This is a genomic window from Enterococcus sp. HMSC078F03 (genome assembly GCF_001811595.1).
GTDB classification, from domain to species: domain Bacteria; phylum Bacillota; class Bacilli; order Lactobacillales; family Enterococcaceae; genus Enterococcus; species Enterococcus faecalis.
The window spans coordinates 1-18,673 of the sequence record NZ_KV805530.1; the positions used below are offsets into that span (position 1 = coordinate 1).

Annotated in this window: 19 protein-coding genes and 1 other annotated feature; of the genes, 4 read left to right on the top strand and 15 right to left on the bottom strand. The window is 38.1% G+C overall.

The annotated features are described in order from the left end of the window. Window positions 1-64: 64 nt before the first annotated feature. The 3 genes from HMPREF2810_RS00890 to HMPREF2810_RS00900 all read right to left on the bottom strand — a co-directional run bounded on the left by HMPREF2810_RS00890 (window position 65) and on the right by HMPREF2810_RS00900 (window position 5,048). The gene (locus HMPREF2810_RS00890) at window positions 65-313 is read right to left on the bottom strand and encodes a GlsB/YeaQ/YmgE family stress response membrane protein (protein WP_002356434.1); all 249 of its coding nucleotides are present in this window, start codon (window positions 311-313) and stop codon (window positions 65-67) included. A gap of 180 nt (window positions 314-493) precedes the next feature. Then, window positions 494-3,616: a beta-galactosidase subunit alpha gene (gene ebgA, locus HMPREF2810_RS00895; RefSeq protein ID WP_002382521.1), complete on the bottom strand. Its 3,123-nt coding sequence runs from the start codon at window positions 3,614-3,616 to the stop codon at window positions 494-496. Continuing rightward, on the bottom strand, window positions 3,549-5,048 hold the full coding sequence (locus HMPREF2810_RS00900; protein ID WP_002359464.1) for an amino acid permease: 1,500 nt from the start codon (window positions 5,046-5,048) through the stop codon (window positions 3,549-3,551). Before HMPREF2810_RS00900 ends, ebgA begins: the two co-directional genes overlap by 68 nt. 148 nt (window positions 5,049-5,196) lie before the next feature. Between HMPREF2810_RS00900 and HMPREF2810_RS00905 the strand changes: the two genes are divergently transcribed. After that, entirely contained in the window at window positions 5,197-6,027 is an 831-nt protein-coding gene (locus HMPREF2810_RS00905; protein ID WP_002356429.1) for an AraC family transcriptional regulator, read from the top strand. 47 nt (window positions 6,028-6,074) lie between these two features. On the opposite strand, the gene rplL is transcribed toward HMPREF2810_RS00905, so the two are convergent. The 5 genes from rplL to lsa(A) all read right to left on the bottom strand — a co-directional run bounded on the left by rplL (window position 6,075) and on the right by lsa(A) (window position 10,171). Beyond that, entirely contained in the window at window positions 6,075-6,443 is a 369-nt protein-coding gene (gene rplL, locus HMPREF2810_RS00910) for a 50S ribosomal protein L7/L12 (protein WP_002382519.1), read from the bottom strand. 62 nt (window positions 6,444-6,505) lie between these two features. Next, window positions 6,506-7,006 carry a 50S ribosomal protein L10 gene (gene rplJ / locus HMPREF2810_RS00915; RefSeq protein WP_002356426.1) on the bottom strand — a complete coding sequence of 167 codons (501 nt, stop codon included), beginning with the start codon at window positions 7,004-7,006 and terminating at the stop codon, window positions 6,506-6,508. 130 nt (window positions 7,007-7,136) lie between these two features. Continuing rightward, window positions 7,137-7,266, bottom strand: a sequence feature (ribosomal protein L10 leader region). Window positions 7,267-7,328: 62 nt separating this feature from the next. Next, complete coding sequence (gene rplA / locus HMPREF2810_RS00920) at window positions 7,329-8,018, bottom strand: 50S ribosomal protein L1 (RefSeq protein ID WP_002356425.1); 690 nt, start codon at window positions 8,016-8,018, stop codon at window positions 7,329-7,331. Window positions 8,019-8,129: 111 nt separating this feature from the next. Continuing rightward, window positions 8,130-8,552 (bottom strand): 50S ribosomal protein L11, encoded by a 423-nt coding sequence (gene rplK, locus HMPREF2810_RS00925; protein ID WP_002356424.1) that lies wholly within the window; start codon window positions 8,550-8,552, stop codon window positions 8,130-8,132. Between the two features lie 122 nt (window positions 8,553-8,674). Next, window positions 8,675-10,171: an ABC-F type ribosomal protection protein Lsa(A) gene (gene lsa(A) / locus HMPREF2810_RS00930; protein ID WP_048942695.1), complete on the bottom strand. Its 1,497-nt coding sequence runs from the start codon at window positions 10,169-10,171 to the stop codon at window positions 8,675-8,677. 375 nt (window positions 10,172-10,546) lie between these two features. On the opposite strand from lsa(A), the gene sdaAB reads away from it, so the two are divergent. Beyond that, window positions 10,547-11,215 (top strand): L-serine ammonia-lyase, iron-sulfur-dependent subunit beta, encoded by a 669-nt coding sequence (sdaAB, locus tag HMPREF2810_RS00935; RefSeq protein WP_002414070.1) that lies wholly within the window; start codon window positions 10,547-10,549, stop codon window positions 11,213-11,215. A 22-nt stretch (window positions 11,216-11,237) separates the two neighbouring features. Next, window positions 11,238-12,110 carry an L-serine ammonia-lyase, iron-sulfur-dependent, subunit alpha gene (sdaAA, locus tag HMPREF2810_RS00940; protein WP_002367199.1) on the top strand — a complete coding sequence of 291 codons (873 nt, stop codon included), beginning with the start codon at window positions 11,238-11,240 and terminating at the stop codon, window positions 12,108-12,110. Between the two features lie 64 nt (window positions 12,111-12,174). Here sdaAA and HMPREF2810_RS00945 read toward each other — a convergent pair whose 3' ends face one another. From HMPREF2810_RS00945 to HMPREF2810_RS00955, 3 genes are read right to left on the bottom strand one after another with little or no spacing between them, the layout of a single operon-like run. Continuing rightward, window positions 12,175-13,020 (bottom strand): M55 family metallopeptidase, encoded by an 846-nt coding sequence (locus HMPREF2810_RS00945; RefSeq protein WP_048958285.1) that lies wholly within the window; start codon window positions 13,018-13,020, stop codon window positions 12,175-12,177. Then, window positions 13,017-14,120: a M42 family metallopeptidase gene (locus tag HMPREF2810_RS00950; RefSeq protein WP_002356417.1), complete on the bottom strand. Its 1,104-nt coding sequence runs from the start codon at window positions 14,118-14,120 to the stop codon at window positions 13,017-13,019. The genes HMPREF2810_RS00945 and HMPREF2810_RS00950 overlap by 4 nt, the downstream gene beginning before the upstream one ends. A 13-nt stretch (window positions 14,121-14,133) precedes the next feature. Continuing rightward, window positions 14,134-15,762: a peptide ABC transporter substrate-binding protein gene (locus tag HMPREF2810_RS00955; RefSeq protein WP_002382513.1), complete on the bottom strand. Its 1,629-nt coding sequence runs from the start codon at window positions 15,760-15,762 to the stop codon at window positions 14,134-14,136. A gap of 77 nt (window positions 15,763-15,839) precedes the next feature. Here HMPREF2810_RS00955 and HMPREF2810_RS00960 point away from each other — a divergent pair, with 77 nt between their 5' ends. Further along, the gene (locus HMPREF2810_RS00960) at window positions 15,840-16,562 is read left to right on the top strand and encodes a MurR/RpiR family transcriptional regulator (protein WP_002382511.1); all 723 of its coding nucleotides are present in this window, start codon (window positions 15,840-15,842) and stop codon (window positions 16,560-16,562) included. Window positions 16,563-16,654: 92 nt separating this feature from the next. Here HMPREF2810_RS00960 and HMPREF2810_RS00965 read toward each other — a convergent pair whose 3' ends face one another. The 4 genes from HMPREF2810_RS00965 to rpmG all read right to left on the bottom strand — a co-directional run bounded on the left by HMPREF2810_RS00965 (window position 16,655) and on the right by rpmG (window position 18,665). Beyond that, window positions 16,655-17,533, bottom strand: coding sequence for an alpha/beta hydrolase (locus tag HMPREF2810_RS00965; protein ID WP_002382510.1), 879 nt, complete (start codon window positions 17,531-17,533; stop codon window positions 16,655-16,657). Window positions 17,534-17,651: 118 nt separating this feature from the next. After that, window positions 17,652-18,197 carry a transcription termination/antitermination protein NusG gene (gene nusG / locus HMPREF2810_RS00970; RefSeq protein ID WP_002382509.1) on the bottom strand — a complete coding sequence of 182 codons (546 nt, stop codon included), beginning with the start codon at window positions 18,195-18,197 and terminating at the stop codon, window positions 17,652-17,654. Window positions 18,198-18,321: 124 nt separating this feature from the next. Beyond that, on the bottom strand, window positions 18,322-18,492 hold the full coding sequence (gene secE / locus HMPREF2810_RS00975) for a preprotein translocase subunit SecE (protein ID WP_002356409.1): 171 nt from the start codon (window positions 18,490-18,492) through the stop codon (window positions 18,322-18,324). A 20-nt stretch (window positions 18,493-18,512) separates the two neighbouring features. Then, a complete protein-coding gene (gene rpmG, locus HMPREF2810_RS00980; RefSeq protein WP_002356408.1) occupies window positions 18,513-18,665 on the bottom strand; it encodes a 50S ribosomal protein L33 in 153 nt (50 codons plus the stop codon). Window positions 18,666-18,673 lie beyond the last annotated feature (8 nt).

An 18,673-nucleotide genomic window follows, 5' to 3' on the forward strand; every position in this document is an offset into this window, starting at 1 on the left:
GGTTCTCGGAGCTAAACGGTTCTGTCCCGACCTCCTTTAACTAATTAAACAATTATTTACTTAATTAGCTATTTTTTCGTCCGAAGAAGAATGAAACCACAGCAACTAAAATTACTGCCCCAATAATTGATGGCACAATTGCCATACCTGCTACGTGAGGACCCCAGCTACCTAAGATTTTTTCTCCGATAAATGAACCAACTAAACCGGCAACGATATTCGCAATCCAACCCATTGATTGACCTTTGCTTGTAAGCGCGCCAGCGATAGCACCGATAACAGCACCAACGATTAAAACCCATAAAGTATGCATAAAATAATTCCTCCTAAATGCTTTATCTAGCGAATAATTCGCTATGTTACTATTATGGACTACTTTTATTAGATAACAAAATAGTTTGCTCGTTTCCATGAAAAAAAAGCAATAATTTCTGATAATTTCATTAAAAAAGCTCAGAACAGGAGACAGAAGTGCACTGTTCTGAGCTTTTATTTAAGAAATCGTTGGGCGTTTTACTCGTTCATGTGCGACATCCGTTGCTTGAATCTCTTTATTATTAAAAGGTGTTAAGCGGAATGCCAATTGGAATTCTTCAAACGTAGTCCGGTATTTTTCTAATTGCCACTGGCCACAAGAGTAGCTACCTAGGGCGTTTTGTTTGTAATCGATATTTAAAACAACATAATCACTTTCTTGTAATTCATTGGTATGCTTAGCAACATCTAGCGCTTGTTCTTCAAAATAAGAAACACTAAAATTATATGAATCAGCCGCTGTTGCTACTACTCCTTGGCCGCGATCATCCGTGAATGCGGACCATTTAGTCGCCATGTGATTACCATTGGCTTGTGGAACAACATAATTAGTGAACATTTCCGCCACTGTAGCATCATAAACGCCAAGTAAACCAGCTTCTTGTGAATCTACATAGTTTTCTCTCGGCCCTTTACCGAAATATTTTACTTCTGATAGAGACTTGTCTAAATGGAGAGTCACACCCAAACGTGGTAACATATCTGGCGCATTTTCAATTTTACCAGCAGGACTACCTTTTAAGTCGAAGAAAATTTCGCCATTTGGTGCAATTAAATACTGATAGGTACATTGATAATGCCAAGCACTGTTAGTCGTTCCGTTAATTGTTTTTACGATGACTTGGATAAAATCATCAACTTTTTTCCATTCAAAAGAACGGACAATTTCATGCTCTAAATGTAAGAAATATTTCTTCTTCATTTCATCAATAATTTCCATATCATTACTGATTGGTGCCCGCCAAAATGTAAATTTCGGCCCTTTATGCAATAATTTTTTACCATCTCGTGTCACATTCGTTAAGGCACCCTTCACTTTATCAAAATTAATTGAAAAGTTTGGTCCTTCAATGTATAAATGAGGGCCAATTTCCTTTGCCATCAGCGAGCCAACTGGTGTGATCTCAATCCCTGGTGTTGCAATTGGCAATTCAAACTGTGCGGTAGCTAATTCATGACCAGCAGATGCATAGGCGGTCGTTTCTTTCAATTGATATGAAAGAGTTAAATAATAGGCGGCTCCTGCCTTTTTAGGAAAATCTAAATGATAAGGTAAGTGCAGTCTTCCTTCTGCTCTAGCAGCAATTGCTGGCACTGCTACTGTCCCTGATTGAATCACTGTTTGATCTTCAGTAATTGTATAAACCAGCTTAAAGATAGCCAAGTTTTCAAAGTCAAACCGACTCAATAATGAGAATTCACCTGACAGAACGTCAATAGCGCTAGTTGTAATGGGTTCAATGACTTTTTTGTATTCATACAAGCTAGTAGATGGCGTACGGTCAGGCATCAACATCCCATCAATACAAAAATCTTTGTTACTTGGATCATCGCCGAAATCGCCGCCATAACGATAATAAACTTCACCGTTATCTGTTACCGATTCAATGCCATGGTCAAACCATTCCCAAATAAAGCCACCTTGTAATTTATCATGAGCATAAAATAGCTCTTGGTATTCTTTTAAATTCCCAGGGCCATTCCCCATCGCATGACAATATTCACATAAAATATGCGGTTTTTTTGAATTTTCAATAATCGTATTCATCAGTAATTCTCTAGTTGGGTGTTCCAACCACGTATACATTGTAGAATAGACATCCGTGACCTCTGCTTCAAAATCACCTTCATAATGGACCAAGCGTGTCGGATCCATTTCTTTGGCAATACGGGCCATTTCAATAAAGTTATGACCAAACGCAGATTCATTTCCTAACGACCAAAAGAGAATTGATGGATGATTTTTATCCCGTTGAATCATCCGTACCATCCGAGAAACATAAGCCGTTTCCCATTCTGGATCGTTGCTAATCCAATCATATTCTCCAGTTAATTCAAAGCCGTGACATTCCAAATCAGTTTCATCAATCACATACATTCCATATTCATCGCATAAATCATAGAAATAAGCAGATGCTGGATAATGACTGGTTCGAATGGCATTAATATTAAATTGTTTCATTAAACGAATATCTTTTTCAATTTCTTCACGACTAACCACTCGACCATTTTTCGGATTATAATCATGACGATTCATTCCTTTTAGTTTAATGGCCACACCATTGACTAAGAAAGTCTCACCAGATACATGAATATTTCTGAAACCAACTTTTTGCGGAATAACTTCGACGACTTCCCCTTCAGAAAAAACAGTGATAAATAGCTGATACAAGTATGGTTTTTCCGCTGACCAAGCAGTGACAGACGGTAAACTTGCTGAAAATTCAACCGTACCTTGATTTCCTGCGACAGTCTCTTTAAGAACCGTTTTTCCCTGCTGATCCATCAACTCCAATTGAACTTGTTGTCCTTTGTCTTGCCAAAATTTACCCGTAATTGCCAAGTGGCCATTTTGATACGAATCATCTAAATCGGAAATAACAAAGAAATCTTCCAGCCCATTTTCTGGTACACCGAGTAATTCAACATCACGAAAAATACCACTTAACCACCACATATCTTGATCCTCTAAATACGTACCATCTGACCATTGATAGACTCGCACCGTTAAATCATTTGTTTCACCAATTTTAGCGTAAGGCGTAATGTCAAATTCTGCTTCATTTCGTGCACCTTTGCTGTAGCCAACTTCATGGCCGTTCACCCAAACATGATAAGCTGAATCTACGCCACAAAAGCGTAAAATGATTTTTTTATCGTGAAATGTTTCATCTATAGCAAATGTCCGTTTGTAAATACCTGTTGGGTTTTCCGTTGGTACATACGGCGGATTAATGGGAAAATTGTACCATAAATCAGAGTAATGCATTTTGCCATATCCTTGGACTTGCCAATTTCCAGGAACAGTGATTTGATCCATCTGGCTTGTATCAAAGTCCGTCGCAAAAAAGTTTTCTGGGCTGTATTCTGGCGCTTCTAAAAAAAGAAAATGCCAGCGTCCGTTTAAATTTTTGTATGCTTGTGTATATTTATTTTCATTTAGTAAGGCTGTTTCTTTCGAAGGAAAGCTCGAAAAATGTGCTCGTCCAGCCAACCGATTGATACTATCTACTTTATAATTTTCCCAAGTCTTCATAATCCATTTCTCCTTTACCAACTTCATTTTTTTCTTTTGTTTCATACCGTTTCCAGCAAATCCAAGCAAAGCCCATAAAAACAATTAAACCAATGATGTTATACGCCAACATGCCCAGTGGACTAGCGGTTCCTTTCGGCAACGTGCCATTGATTTCTTCCATGATTAATTTTGGATCCGGCACAGTTGACATAAAGAATACAAAGATAAAAATGGCTAATAAGAAAATCCCCGCAATTAAGCCAAAGGTTCGATTACCAAAGCGGAAACTTCTCGGCATTGTTTCTTTTTTCCAACGAAGCCCAATATAGGCGATTAACAAGAACAAGACAGGTACTAATGACGTAGAAGCTGTCATATTAATTAACGTTTCTAAAAAGCTATCCATATTTCCAATTCCTAATGCTGGAATGGCAACTAAAATCGTCACAATAATTCCTTGAACTAACAAAGCATTGGTTGGATTTCCCTCTTCGTTCGTTTTCACTAGCCACTTACCGAAGACCCCATCAGGAATTTCTGAGAAAAATACTTTAACTGGTGCTGCTGTCCACAGAGCCAAAGAACCAAGACTTCCGACAAATAAGATAATTCCTACTAAGCGCACCATCATTGCTGCGGGAATATGGAAATACGTACCTAAAATTTTAAAGATATCAAAAATACCATTTGAAAAATTTCCTTTTAAGACGTCCGTTGGCACTACCAAACCTACAGCAACGGCACCAAGAATATACATGATACCGACCGCAATCGTTGCACCAATCATCGTGCGGACAAACGTTTTATTGCCGCCTTTAACATCCTTAATGTATACGCCGATACTTTCACCACCGCCAACAGCTTGTAAAATCCACGCCATCGTCATGAAAAAAGTCCAATTAAAAGTTGGCATAATTGACGTCGTGGTAAATTCTTGTGCTGGCTCATTGCCAAAACCAAACACGACGACAAAGGCTAAAACCACAAAAGCCACGCCCATAAATAAACGAGCACCACCCGCTAAGCTAGTCACTTTCGAAATCCACGAAACCCCTTTAATACAAACCCATGTCATTAACCAAAATAACAGAATAGAAATCACTGCAATTATTTTAGTACTATGGTTTCCTTGAAAAACGTTTTGACCTAAAAAAGCGTATGAACCATAAATCAATGTATTCGGTAGTAATGAACAGAAGAAAAACAAGTTGACAAAGAAATATGACCAAGCGCCTAAAAATGCCCATTTAGGTCCTAACACAGATTCCAACCAACTGTGAACACCTGATTCATTTTCAGAATTAGCAGAAGCAAATTCTGCAATCATTAGAATAAATGGTAAAAAGTAAAAAATAGAGCCGAATAAATAGCCTGGAATAGTTGCTAGGCCAATCTGAATACTGTTGTTAACAATGCTGGGAAAGGCAAAAACCGCTGAAAAAGTCATGAGCATCAACGCGACAGAACCTAATCGTTCCCGTGAATGTGTTGCCATTTTACTACATCCTCTCTTTATCAAATTAATTAGTACTCACACATTGTAAAACGCTTACAGTTTTTTAAAAATAAAAAATGTTGCCTATTTCTTGTAAAGATGTTGACTTTTAGAAAGCCTTTACATACTCTTATAAAGAGGTGATAGCATGCAAAATGTTTTTACAAATAATGTCAGCATCCTGATTAATGATCAACCTATTAGCCAAGAATTTCATCTTTATGAAGCTGGCTATGAAAAATGCCGCCCGACAAAACCAACTGAGTTTGCCCCCATTAATTATTGGGTTTTGCATTATTGTAGCGATGGTGAAGGCTATTTTTCAACACCCTTTATGGAAAAACAACACATTACCGCTGGCGATTTGTTTATGATTCCAGCCAATTGTCGCAATATTTATTATCCTAATCGGCAAAATCCTTGGACCTATCATTGGGTCGGTTTTGTTGGAGATCTTTCGTCTCAGTATTTAGAAAAAATAGGCCTGACTACCGAAAATTGTATTTTAAAAGGAACTGTTGATAAGAAATTAGAAAGTTTATTTAAAAATATTTACCAAGAAGCGAAGAAACATAATCATTTTGGCAGTTTAAGTGAAAGCTTTCAATTGTTGAATTATCTAGAGCATCATTCCGTTACACAGCACGAAAATCAAAGCCAACAATTATTTAACCAAATTAAAATGGCTATTCACGAAAATTTTTCAAACAATCTTTCAATTAGTCAATTAGCTTCTGAGTATAACATTGATCGTAGCTATTTATTTAAGCTATTTCAGCGTTATGAACAAACAAATCCTAGTATTTATGTACAAAACTTAAAATTGCAAAAAGCCTGTTCTCTGTTAAGAAAAAGTTCCTTAACCATCACGGAAATCAGTTTTGAAGCAGGTTTTTCTTCACCTTCTTATTTTTCAAAATTTTTCTTCCAGAAAAAAGAGATGACACCTCGACAATATCGTCAACAGTTTTTAACGTAAAAAACCTCTTGCTAAGCAAGAGGTTTTAAAATTATTCAATGAATGAATTATTTTACTGTTACTGAAGCGCCAACTTCTTCTAAAGCAGCTTTTAAAGCTTCTGCTTCTTCTTTAGAAACGCCTTCTTTAACTGGTGCAGGAGCGCCATCAACTACAGCTTTAGCTTCTTTCAAGCCTAAGCCAGTTGCTTCACGAACTGCTTTGATAACTTTAACTTTTTGATCGCCAGCTGCTGTTAATTCAACAGTGAATTCAGTTTGTTCTTCTGCTGCTCCACCTGCTGCTGGTCCAGCTACTGCTACAGGAGCTGCTGCTGATACGTCAAATTTTTCTTCGATAGCTTTAACTAATTCGCTTAGTTCTAAGATAGTTGCTGTTTCTAACTCAGCAACGATGTTTTCAATGTTTAATGCCATTTTGAATTTCCTCCATTTAAATTAAAATTGTTTGTTTTTTATTTGTTTGAATTAGACTGCAATTAAGCAACTTCTTCGTTTTTCTCTGCCACTGCTTTGACAGCGTAAGCCACGTTGCGGACTGGCGCTTGTAATACAGATAATAGCATAGATAGTAAACCTTCGCGGTTTGGTAGTTTTGCCAACGCAGTAATTTGTTCCACTGAAGAAACTTTTCCTTCGATGACGCCACCTTTGATTTCTAATGCTTTTGCATCTTTAGCAAATTCGTCGATGATTTTAGCTGGTGCTACTACATCGTCGTTGCTGAATGCGACAGCAGTTGGGCCTGTAAAGACTTCGTCTAAGCCGTCTAAACCAACTTTTTTAGCTGCACGAGAAAGGATTGAGTTTTTGATGACTTTCATTTCTACGCCTGCATCACGTAATTGTTTACGTAAGTTAGTGACTTCTTCAACTGTTAAACCACGGTAGTCCACGATTACAACTGATGCTGCTGATTCAAATTTCTCAGCGGCTGCTTGAACTAGGGTTTCTTTTTTAGCGATTGCTGCTTCACTCATTTATTTCACCTCCTGATTTTGATGGTGGAGTTGGACTTGGTTTACGATATGTAAAGTAGAAGAATCAAATGAAACTTCGCTCACTTCGTTCGCCAAGTATTGTTTTTCATCGGCTTTTTTTCAAAAAGTCGTGTAAAACAACAAAACTCCATGCCACCGTAGACATAGAGGGACCGAATTGTATATAACTCAACAATTGTCCTCGGTAGGAAATTAAGACTTGCGTCACCTACTGTCTTCGGTACAGTTAATTATTAACCTCACTCACTTTACCATAGGGTAAGTGAGTGAGTCAAGAATTTTTTAATTATTTTCTTTCAAATTAGAAAGAAGCTTGGTCAACGTGGATTCCAGGTCCAAATGTTGTTGTTACTGAAATGTTTTTGATGTATTGACCTTTAGCAGTTGATGGTTTAGCTTTCAATAATACGTCGTTAATTGTGTTGAAGTTTTCAACCAATTTTTCGTTATCAAATGAAACTTTACCGATTGGTACGTGGATGTTACCAGCTTTGTCAACGCGGTAAGTTACTTTACCAGCTTTAACTTCTTCAACAGCTTTTGTAACGTCCATTGTTACAGTACCAGTTTTAGGGTTTGGCATTAAACCTTTTGGTCCTAAGACACGGCCTAATTTACCAACTGTAGCCATCATGTCAGGAGTCGCAACAACTACGTCAAAGTCGAACCATCCACCTTGGATTTTTGCAACCATGTCGTCGTCGCCTACGAAATCTGCACCAGCAGCTTCAGCTTCTTTAGCTTTTTCGCCTTTAGCGAATACTAAAACAGTTTGTGTTTTACCAGTTCCGTTTGGAAGCACAACTGCTCCACGGATTTGTTGGTCTGCTTTTTTAGGGTCAACGTTCAATTTGTAAGCAACTTCAACTGTTGCGTCAAATTTCGCGATGTTTGTATCTTTTGCTAAAGCTACTGCTTCTTCAACTGAGTAAGCTTTTGTAGCATCAACTTTTTTCAATGCTTCTTGCATTTTTTTGCTCTTTTTAGCCATTTTGTTTCCTCCTTGATTGTGGTTATAACGGTTGTACCTCCCACGTCTTTCATATCTTTAAATATGAAACGAACTGAGAAGCTACTTCTTTGAGTAAGTGTGGAATAAAAATTATTCTACGATGATACCCATGCTTCGTGCAGTTCCTGCAACCATGCGCATTGCTGCTTCAACGTCAGCGGCGTTTAGGTCTGCCATTTTAAGTTCAGCGATTTCTTTCACTTGATCGCTTGAAACTGTTGCAACTTTAGTTTTGTTTGGTTCACCTGAACCTTTTTCGATTTTTGCAGCTTTTTTCAATAAGACTGCAGCAGGTGGTGTTTTAGTAATGAATGTAAATGAACGATCTTCATATACAGAGATTACTACTGGAATAATCAAGCCTGCTTGGTCAGCTGTACGAGCATTGAATTCTTTAGTGAATCCCATGATGTTGATACCTGCTTGACCTAACGCTGGACCTACTGGTGGAGCTGGTGTTGCTTTCCCCGCAGGAATTTGTAATTTAACGATTTTTTCTACTTTTTTAGCCACGAAAATACCTCCTTAAGTTCTCGTGCGTGGTTAATGGGGTTGAGATTTCCCCTCCCACTCAACGTACATTTAAAACATACCCTATTACTATACAGGATTCCCTTTACTTTTTCAAGATGTTTTTATGATTTCAAGGCAATTTTTTTATCCGTTATTTTCTTCATGAAATGCGCATCATGCTCAATCACTAGCATTGCAGGCTTCACAGATAAGATTAGCGTTTCTAATTGTTGATGATTAAACACATCCAAGTAATTAAGGGGTTCATCCCAAATATAAAGTTCAGCTGATTGAGACAATGATTTGGCTACTTCGACTTTTTTCCGTTGCCCCATACTCATTTGTTCAATTCGATTAGTGAAAACGGCGCGCTCCATCCCAAGTTTTCGTAAGTTATTTAAAAATTGGGTGTAATCTAACTGATTTTTCTCTGCAAATTCGGATAAAGTTCCTTGATTGTCTTCATAATCTTGGCGCACATAAGAAATGGTTAATTGGTGAGCCAAAGTGGCTTCGCCTTCTGAATCCCCAGAAAAATCCCCCAACAAATACTGAATCAAGCTCGATTTTCCTGAGCCATTTTTTCCTGTTATTCCAACAATTTCTCCCGCGTTTATTGAAAAAGAAAGTGGCGCAAATAGCCAATTTTTCTCGTAGCCTAGACGAAGCTCTTCCACCGTCAATAATGTTTTGTGATGCGTTGGCTGATAATCCATTGACAAAGGCTCAATATACTCAAGATCTTTTAATAGTTTTTCTTTTTCTGCTAATTGTGTTTCGGCACGTTGTTGAATGTGTTTCGAGCGCTTCATTACGCGCGCTGCCCGGGCACCAATGGCTCCTGTATCAAAAATCGCCCCGCTCCCTTTTTCTTTAGCATTGCCGTACTTATCACCTTCACGGTTCATCGACCATTCCGCTTTTTTACGAGCGGTTTCTTTCAAGCGATTGACTTCTTTTTTGATTTTTTCATTTTCTGCCAGTTCAAAAGCATCTCTTAATTTTTTTTGCTCTTCATAAATAGAAAAATCCCCTTGGTACAGTGTCAATTGACTTTTTTCAATCGCCAAAATATGATCAACCACTTCATCAACAAATGCCCGATCGTGGCTGACTAAAATAAATCCATGTTTCTTTTTCTTCAAATATTCAGCTACTTGTTGTCTGCCAGCTAGATCTAAATGATTTGTTGGCTCGTCAATTAAAGGAAAGGCATTTTCTTCAATAAAAAGAAGACCTAATAAAACTTTCGTCTTTTCGCCGCCTGATAAAGAAGAAAAGGGCCGCCATAAAACTTCAGGATCAACGTTTAAAAGCGTTAATTCTCGTTCTAATTTCCACTGTTCAAAAGAAGTCACCTCTTGTAAGACATAATAAGTGAGCTGTTGTTCTTCTGCAACTGTTTGTGGAAAATAGACGAAATCGACTTGATGAAGAATCTCTCCTTGGTAATCCAACTGCTTTTGTAACAATCTTAATAAGGTTGTTTTCCCACGGCCATTGCGGCCAATCAATCCTAATTTCCAATTGGTATCCATCGTGATATTTGCCTGATCAAAAAGCAATACTTCTTGATTATCATAGGCAAAAGATAGTTGTTTTAGTTCAATTTTCGACATAAATATACCTCCATAAAGCAAAATTGATGCAGCTTTACGGAAATCAGCGGCATCAATCCAAGGTATACAAAAAGACCCGTGGCTGAATTCTTTAAGCTAATTTCCGAAAATCCGCACACTCCACCCGTTATATTCAGGCAAAGTTATACAGTTTCTCTAAAAAATTAACTTAAATTTTCAACGCACGAATCCCTCTTTTCGTCTTTTATTATCTAGAATTTAGCATCTCTTCACTGATTTGTCAACGAAGGCCCCTTGCTTTCATTCTGATAAAAATTTAAATTATTCGCTAAAACACAAGCGATTGCCTAGTTCCCCGCCATTTTTTGTGTTAGACTTCCAATGAAAACATATTCTAATGAAGAAGGTGCTGAAATGGAAGAGTTACGCTTTAATAGTGTTTTTGATATTATCGGACCCGTTATGATTGGTCCAAGCAGTTCTCATACAGCCGGAGCGGCAAGAATTGGAAAAGTAGTTCGCAGTATTTTTGGACAGCAACCTGATAGCGTTGACATTTATTTATATGAGTCTTTTGCCAAAACTTATCGTGGTCACGGAACAGATATCGCCTTAGTTGGCGGCCTTTTAGGCATGGAACCAGATGATGAGCAACTAGCCAATTCTTTGGAAATTGCCTATGAACAAGGAATGGAAGTTTGTTTTATTCCTAAAAGTGAAAAAGCAGACCACCCTAATTCCGTTAAAATTGTGGTTTCTTCTGGCGACCGAAAACTATCTGTGACAGGAATTTCAATTGGTGGTGGAAACATTCAAATTTCTGAATTAAATGGCTTCAAATTGTCTTTAAGTATGGGCACGCCAACATTTATCGTTGTCCATCAAGATGTTCCTGGCATGATTGCTAAGGTGACCAACATCCTTTCAGCTAGCGATATCAATATTAGTACAATGACCGTTACCCGAGAATCTAAAGGGGAAAAAGCGATTATGATTATTGAAGTTGATCAAGCCGAAGTCGGTGACATTGTCATGCAATTAGCTGAAATCCCTCATATATATAGCGTCAACTATTTTGACTAAATGAACGTAAAGGAGTAATACGATGTTTTATTCAATTGAAGATTTGGTAGCTCAAGCGAAAGAGTACCCTTCTGTGAGCGAATTAATGATTGCAACAGAAATGGCTCATGGCGGGTATTCTCGTGAACGAATTATTGAAACAATGGAAAAAAATCTAGCCGTTATGAAACAATCCGTCGCTGAAGGAATCGCTGGTGTTACCTCAGTAACAGGGCTAACTGGTGGCGATGCAACCCGCTTAAATGATTACATACATTCAGGCAACTTTTTAAGCGGTGAGACCATTTTACAAGCCGTGCGAAATGCGATTGCTGTTAATGAAGTTAATGCAAAAATGGGCTTGATTTGTGCTACACCAACCGCAGGCAGTGCCGGAGTAGTTTCTGGCGTCTTGTTGGCAGTTATTGATCGCTTAAAGTTAACGCATCAGCAACAATTGGATTTTCTATTTACAGCTGGGGCTTTTGGCTTAGTGATTGCCAATAATGCCTCAATCAGTGGTGCCGAAGGTGGTTGTCAAGCTGAAGTCGGTTCTGCTAGTGCAATGGCAAGTGCCGCTTTAGTTGCGGCTTCTGGCGGTACGCCTGATCAATCTGCTCAAGCTGTGGCCATTACGATAAAAAATATGATGGGCCTCATTTGTGATCCTGTTGCGGGACTTGTTGAAGTCCCTTGCGTGAAGCGAAATGCATTAGGTTCTTCTCAAGCCTTCATCTCAGCTGACATGGCTTTAGCGGGGATTCGAAGTGTCATTCCACCAGATGAAGTCATCCACGCAATGTACCAAGTGGGTCGCCAAATGCCACAAATTTTCAAGGAAACCGCTGAAGGCGGTCTTGCGGTGACACCAACTGCACAACGTTTAAGCAAAGAAATTCTAGAGAAACAAAAATAGAAATAACTATAGCAAGAAGCTTACAGAAAAAAACGTCCATTCGTTTTTTCCGTAAGCTTCTTCTTTAATCACTTGTTCCGCCTAAACCAACCACAGCGACAATTCCATTCATGACATCTTTCATCGTTTCACCTACAAATGAAACGGTTCTACCATCAATGCGTTTAATCATTGGTAACATTTCAATGCGATCTGCTTGTGCTGTCGTCACACATTGCAATTTTACAGTTGCAGGTGTTTGCAAGGCATATCGGGGTAATTCAGACAACGCAAAGGAAGTTAACACCTGACTTGTAGTTGCTACGATAGCTTCCCGAACTTGTTGCATGGGTTTATTTTTGATTGCATAACGTCCCAGAGATTCTTTGGTGGAAACAAAGGGGACTTCGGGCATCATTTTTTCTTGAAAAAGTTGTTCCTCTAAGCCTGATTCACCGATAATTAAACCAACAGGGACACCTAATTCGCTAGCGTAAGCTGCATTAATTGTCGTTTCATTCATCGCTAATTCGTTTATTTTTAAATCATAAGCAACACTAGCACTATACCCATGATCCATATTCCCTTTTTGTTTACCAATACCAGCATGATAACCTAAGAAAAAGACTACATCATAGCTACTATCCAAGCCACTCATCATATAATCCATGCGAGGAAAGCCGCTCACTAAGGAAATTTGTTCATCCATTTCTGCTAAGCGCGCATAAGCTAAATTCAATCCACGGCTATGCGAATCGGCAATAGTAATTTCTGTAATTTGTTCATTTTTAGCACTCTTTTGAATCCCTTCAATCAACCAAGCCACATGTTGGTGATATAATTCTCGGAATAAAACGGTATCCTCTTTTTCCATATCAAATGTCGCAATACCTGCTAATCCTTCAATATCGCATGATACATAAATCTTCATTTGTTCCACTCCTTTGACAATGGCTGAACCAGTGCTTGAATTTTGTCAGCATCTAAATTTTTGATTAATTGAATGACTAATTCTTTCGCCGCTTGGTAATCTTGAAAGTCCACATAGCAATGGGGGGTGTGTGCGTAACGGACAGGAATTCCTACAACAATCGTCGGGGCTCCTTGAACTTGTGTAATCGCCATGCCATTGGTTCCACCACCACTTCGAACAGAAACTTGAACAGGAATTTTGTGTATTTTAGCAATCTCTAGTGCATACTCTTGAAATTCCGGATTCGTAATCATAGAAACATCAAAATAGCGTAACATCGGTCCTTTTCCCATTGCTGATTGAATCATCTCTGGCGTTTCTGCCGTATCATCAGCAGGGCAGCCTTCGAAAACAATAGCTAAATCAGGATTGACTTGCTTTGCGGCAATAAGTGCTCCTCTTTCGCCAACTTCTTCTTGTGCAGTTACTGTCGCAACTAACTTGAATGGAAGTGTCTCTTCTTTCAACTCCTCCATGACGTCCACTAAGCAAGCACAGCCAATGCGACAATCAAAAGCTTTTCCTAAAAAAAGATCTGTCTGTTCGTTGTAACAACACGTCACATCTGGAATGACCGGTGCACCAAGATCGATTTTGTACGTTTCAATTACTTCTTCTTTTGAGGTAGCGCCAATATCGATTGTCAAATCAGCAATGGTTAATGGCCGCTGACGTTCCTCTGGTGTCATAAAATGAGGGGGCCGACTAGTAACTACGCCTGGCAGATAGGTGCCTTCCCGGTTACGAATCCGAACTTTTTGTGCAGAAATCGTATTAGGGACCCAGCCACCTAACGGAAGAAAACGCAACAAGCCGTTTTCTTTAATTGCTTGAATCATAAAACCCACTTCGTCACTATGAGCATCAAAAAGCACAACTGGACCTTCACTTAGATTATTTTTCTTCTCAAGATATAAATTTTTAATGGCATCTAGCCGTTGAATAGTAAAATCCGCAGTTGCGTGTTGAAGGATTCTAACGACTTCTGTTTCAAAGCCTGAAACACCATTAGCATTTGAAAGTTCCTGAATTAATTGAACAGCTTGACTTTTTTTCATTTTTTCCCAACCTTTACTTGTCACCGATAGAGACTGATTTGTAATAGCCTGAACCTAATGGGCCATAGACTAAATTTTGGACAGAATCGTCCACTAAGCGTGCTTCTGTTAATTGATAAAGAGGAACTAGGGGTGCTTCTTCCGCAACCAATTGATCCGCTTTTTGTAATGTTTTCCAACGTTCTTCATATTTATTTGCATAAGTTACGTTTGCTTCTTGAAGCAACTGATCGAAGGTCTTATTAGACCATTTACCAAAATTATTGGAATTTTTTGATTGCAATAGGTTTAAGAAATCGATTGGATCAGCATATACTGGCGTCCAGCCACCAACCACAATGTCGAAATCTCCGCTGCGACTTTTTTCTAAACGATTATTAAAAGGAACTGGCGAAACATTGACTGTTAAATTTTCTAAATTATCTGCTAAAGCTCCTTGAACATACTCACTGATTTTTTTAGCATTTTCTGTATCCGAACTTAAAATCGTTAGCTCCGCTTTTTCAATTCCTAATTCTTTTTTAGCCGTTTGCCATAACTCTTTCGCTTTTTCTGGTTCACTAGGATTTAAATCTCCTAATTCCTCTGCAAAATCTTTTTGCGTTTCTTGATTAGTGAAACCTGTTGGCACGAAGCCAAGTGCTTTTTTTGAGCCATCATTTAAAACATTTTTAGCTAAACGTTCAGAATTCAATGATAATGCTATCGCTCGACGTGCATTCTTATTTGCCAAAAGATCTTTTTGCGTATTTAATTGGATATAATACGTTCCAGGAATTTCACGAATTTTCAAAGCTGCATTGCCTTGTTCTTGTGCAACAATTTCTCCAGAAATTTTTACAACATCTAATTCTTTCCCTTCGAAAAGATTTTTCCCAGTATTGACTTCTTTAACGACTTGGACATCCACCTTATCTAGCGAAACATTCGCTTGATCCCAATAATTTTTATTCTTCACATAGGACCAAGTATTATTCGTGCCATCCCAACCTTCTAATGTGAAGGCGCCATTGTAAAGTGTTGACTCAGCTGATGTACCATAGTTTTTGCCCGTTTTTTCGACAAATGCTTCATTTAAAGGATAAAAAGCTGGCACCGCCAATAATTGTTGAAAATAACTCATAGGATAGCTCAGCTCTACTTCCAAGGTATGGTCATCAATGGCTGTTACCCCTAGCTCTTCTTTAGATTTGCCACCGTCAACAATAGCACGATAATTTTTTAGCCCTTCAAAATAATACGCTTGCGGGGAAGCTGTTTTTGGGTCTACTGTGCGCTTCCAAGAATATTCAAAATCATTGGCTGTGATTGGCTCGCCGTTACTCCATTTTGCATCTTTTCGAATCGTAAAAGTATAGATTAAACCATCATTAGAGGGCTGTACTTTTTCAGTTGCCAATGCTGGTTTAGCTTCTCCTTTTTCGTCAAAGGAGAAAAGTCCCTCTCCTACTTGACTCATTACATCTGCTGCTGTATTATCCATTGCCAACGACACGTCTGCCGTTGATAATTCCGAATCAATCCCGACCCGTAATACCTGTTGTTCTTGCTTTTTGGTTTCTTTCCCAACATTTCCACAGCCCGAGAGAAGTAGAACTATGATTGCTGCCAAAGACAGCCTTTGCTTTGTTGCCCTTTTCATAAAAACACCTCATTTTTTTATTTTTTGATACCTTTTTCCCACAAAATTATTTATAATCTGATAAAGGAGGTTTGCTCATGAACTTAGATTACTTAAAAGAAACGTATCATTTAACGAAAACAGAAAGTCAGATTTTGTATTATTTGGATCAACAAAGTACGAACGCGGCCGATTTGAGTATTCGAGAAGTTGCCAAACACTGCTTTTCTTCGCCTAGTTCCATCATTCGTTTAGCCAAAAAATTAAATTTATCAGGTTATAATGAACTTATTTACAAATTAAAAGAAGCCCATTTTTCTCAGCCAATCCCTTATGAAACAGCGCCTTCATTTGAAACAACCAACGAGTTTTGTCGACTGCTTGCCAAACACAAGAGTCATTTATTTGTTATTTTAGGTCATGACTTTTCACGACATTTGGCGGCTTACATTAGTGAAGTTTTCAATTTTCATGGCATCCCCAGTATCACAACAGCCCATACTCATTCGATAAATAGTCAAAATAATCAGAATTTTCTTTTTATCATTCTTTCACATTCTGGTGAAGAAAAATACCTAAAAGAAACAGCTCTGCTTGCGAAAGAGAAAAAACATCCTATCATTTCTTTTGTTGGTGCCAAAAATTCAACTCTTGGTCGACTGGCAGATCTCGTTTTTTCAACTGACTCTTACAGCCCGTTTTCAACAAGTGTCGCTCAGCCACAAATGTTTTTTGGCCAAACATTAATCACCTTTGAAGCCTTGATTTGTGCTTATTTAAATCATGAGGATTACATTCCAATATCTCCTAAAAATAAATAATTTTATTTATTATAGCTGAAAAAAGCTATTTCGCTAGCCAAAGTATAGAAAAAGGCACATGTTCCATTTTTTATGGAACATGTGCCTTTTTGCTATTTTTTACTCGGCCATAGAAATTCAATTAGCAAATGATCTACTTCAGGATTTTCATGTAATTGGCTATGTTGTGCATTTTCTCCTTTAATAATCTGGCTAGTGACTTGAGTTCCTCGCTGTCTTAGCAAGGCGTTGACTGCTAAGGCACTAGATAACGGTACCGTTCCATCACTTAAATCTGTTGCACTTAATTGACCACCAATTAATAAAATGGGCAGTTTTTCTGGAACAACATTAATCATCTCTTGATAATCCAAATAGCGGCTACTTTTTTCTGTGGGGCCATTTTCTAGTTCCGTTTCGATGGTTTGCTGTTGACTCGTATCAATAAAATCATTGAAAGGTGCTCCAATGCTGACAAATTTTTCAATTTTAGGTAACGATGTGTCTTGCCCATAGGTTCCTAAATAACGTAAACCACTAACACCACCCATAGAGTGCCCGACAATATTGGCTTTGTTCACTTGATAATTTTTTTGTAAATAGAGTAATGTGTTTTTTATCCATTCTGTTTGATTCCATTCATTGTTTTTATTATCTTCAAATAGAACTTGAACACTGGGATTCGTCGCTTTGCCACTTAAAGCTCCTCGCTCTTTAACCACGGTCCCATCAGGTTTAACGAGTAGCACTAATTCTTGAGTTGTGGCACCTTGTTTCTCCAAGCGATGCAGTAACGAGCCAAACGAATTTTTAGTTCCCGCGTAACCATGAAAAAAGAGCGTTGGTGTTGTTGTGCGGTTTAACTCAACGGTTGCTTCTTTTGTGGGGGCTTGGTTGTCATTCTTCGTGGTTGCTCCAATTTGGCAAGCACTTAATAATAGAACAAGACCCATTAGCAAAGAAAAATAACGATATTTTTTGGCCTGTTTCATTTTTTCATTCCTTTCTGCGATGAAATAAAAAAGGGCTTGGAAAAGAAGTCAGTTGACTGCTTTTCCAGACCCTACAATCTGTATCAATCAGCTGAACAATAGTTTGTCAGCTTGTTTATTAATCAATGTTATCGACTTGTTCAAAGTCTAATTCTGTACTTGTTTCACGACCAAACATATCGATGTTTACTTTTAATTTTTGTTTTTCTTCATCGATTTCTGTCACAACACCTTCAAGACCAGAAAAGGCACCTTCGATAATTTTCACTGTATCGCCTAGCGTTACTTCTAAGTCTGATTGACGGGTGCTCATGCCAATTGAACGTAAAATGTGGTTAATTTCTTCTTGTAATAAAGGAGCGGGTTTACTACCAGCACCATGTGAGCCTACAAAACCAGTTACGCCTGGCGTATTACGAACAATATACCAAGAATCATCGGTCATAATCATTTCCACTAACACATAACCAGGGAAAGTTTTATGAACGATTTCTTTTTCTTTACCATTTTTGACTTCTTTTTCTGTTTCTTCTGGTACAACGACACGAAAAATATAATCGCCCATCCCCATGCTTTGTGCACGTGATTCAATGTTTGCTTTTACTTTATTTTCATAGCCTGAATAGGTGTGCAATACGTACCAATTTCTTTCAAAAGTTTCCATTACTGATTCGGCTCCTTTAAATGTTTTAGTTTATTTTTTTCGAGCAAATAAAAAAAGCTCAGTTTCCCGAAGCTTTTTCTCGAATACTATTATAGCACCCCTCGTCGGGAAATACTAGAATTAATTATTTTAAAATCCAGCCAAATGCCGTTTGGATAACAGTATCCATGATAAAGAACAATGCTGCAAATAAAATAGATGTTTCAATTACAACTAATGTATCTTTACGCAATTGTTTTTTTGTTGGCCAAGTTACTTGCTTCATCTCATCAGCAACGCTGCGGAAAAATTTCATGTTGATACCCTCCTCTAAATCTATTTCGTTTCTTTATGTAACGTGTATTGATTACAATATTTACAGAATTTATTGATTTCTAAGCGTTCGCCACGTTTACCTTCACTAACGGATTTAGAATAGTTGCGAGAGCCACAAACGGAACAAGCAAGAGCTGCTTTCTTTGTTGCCATGTTCTTCG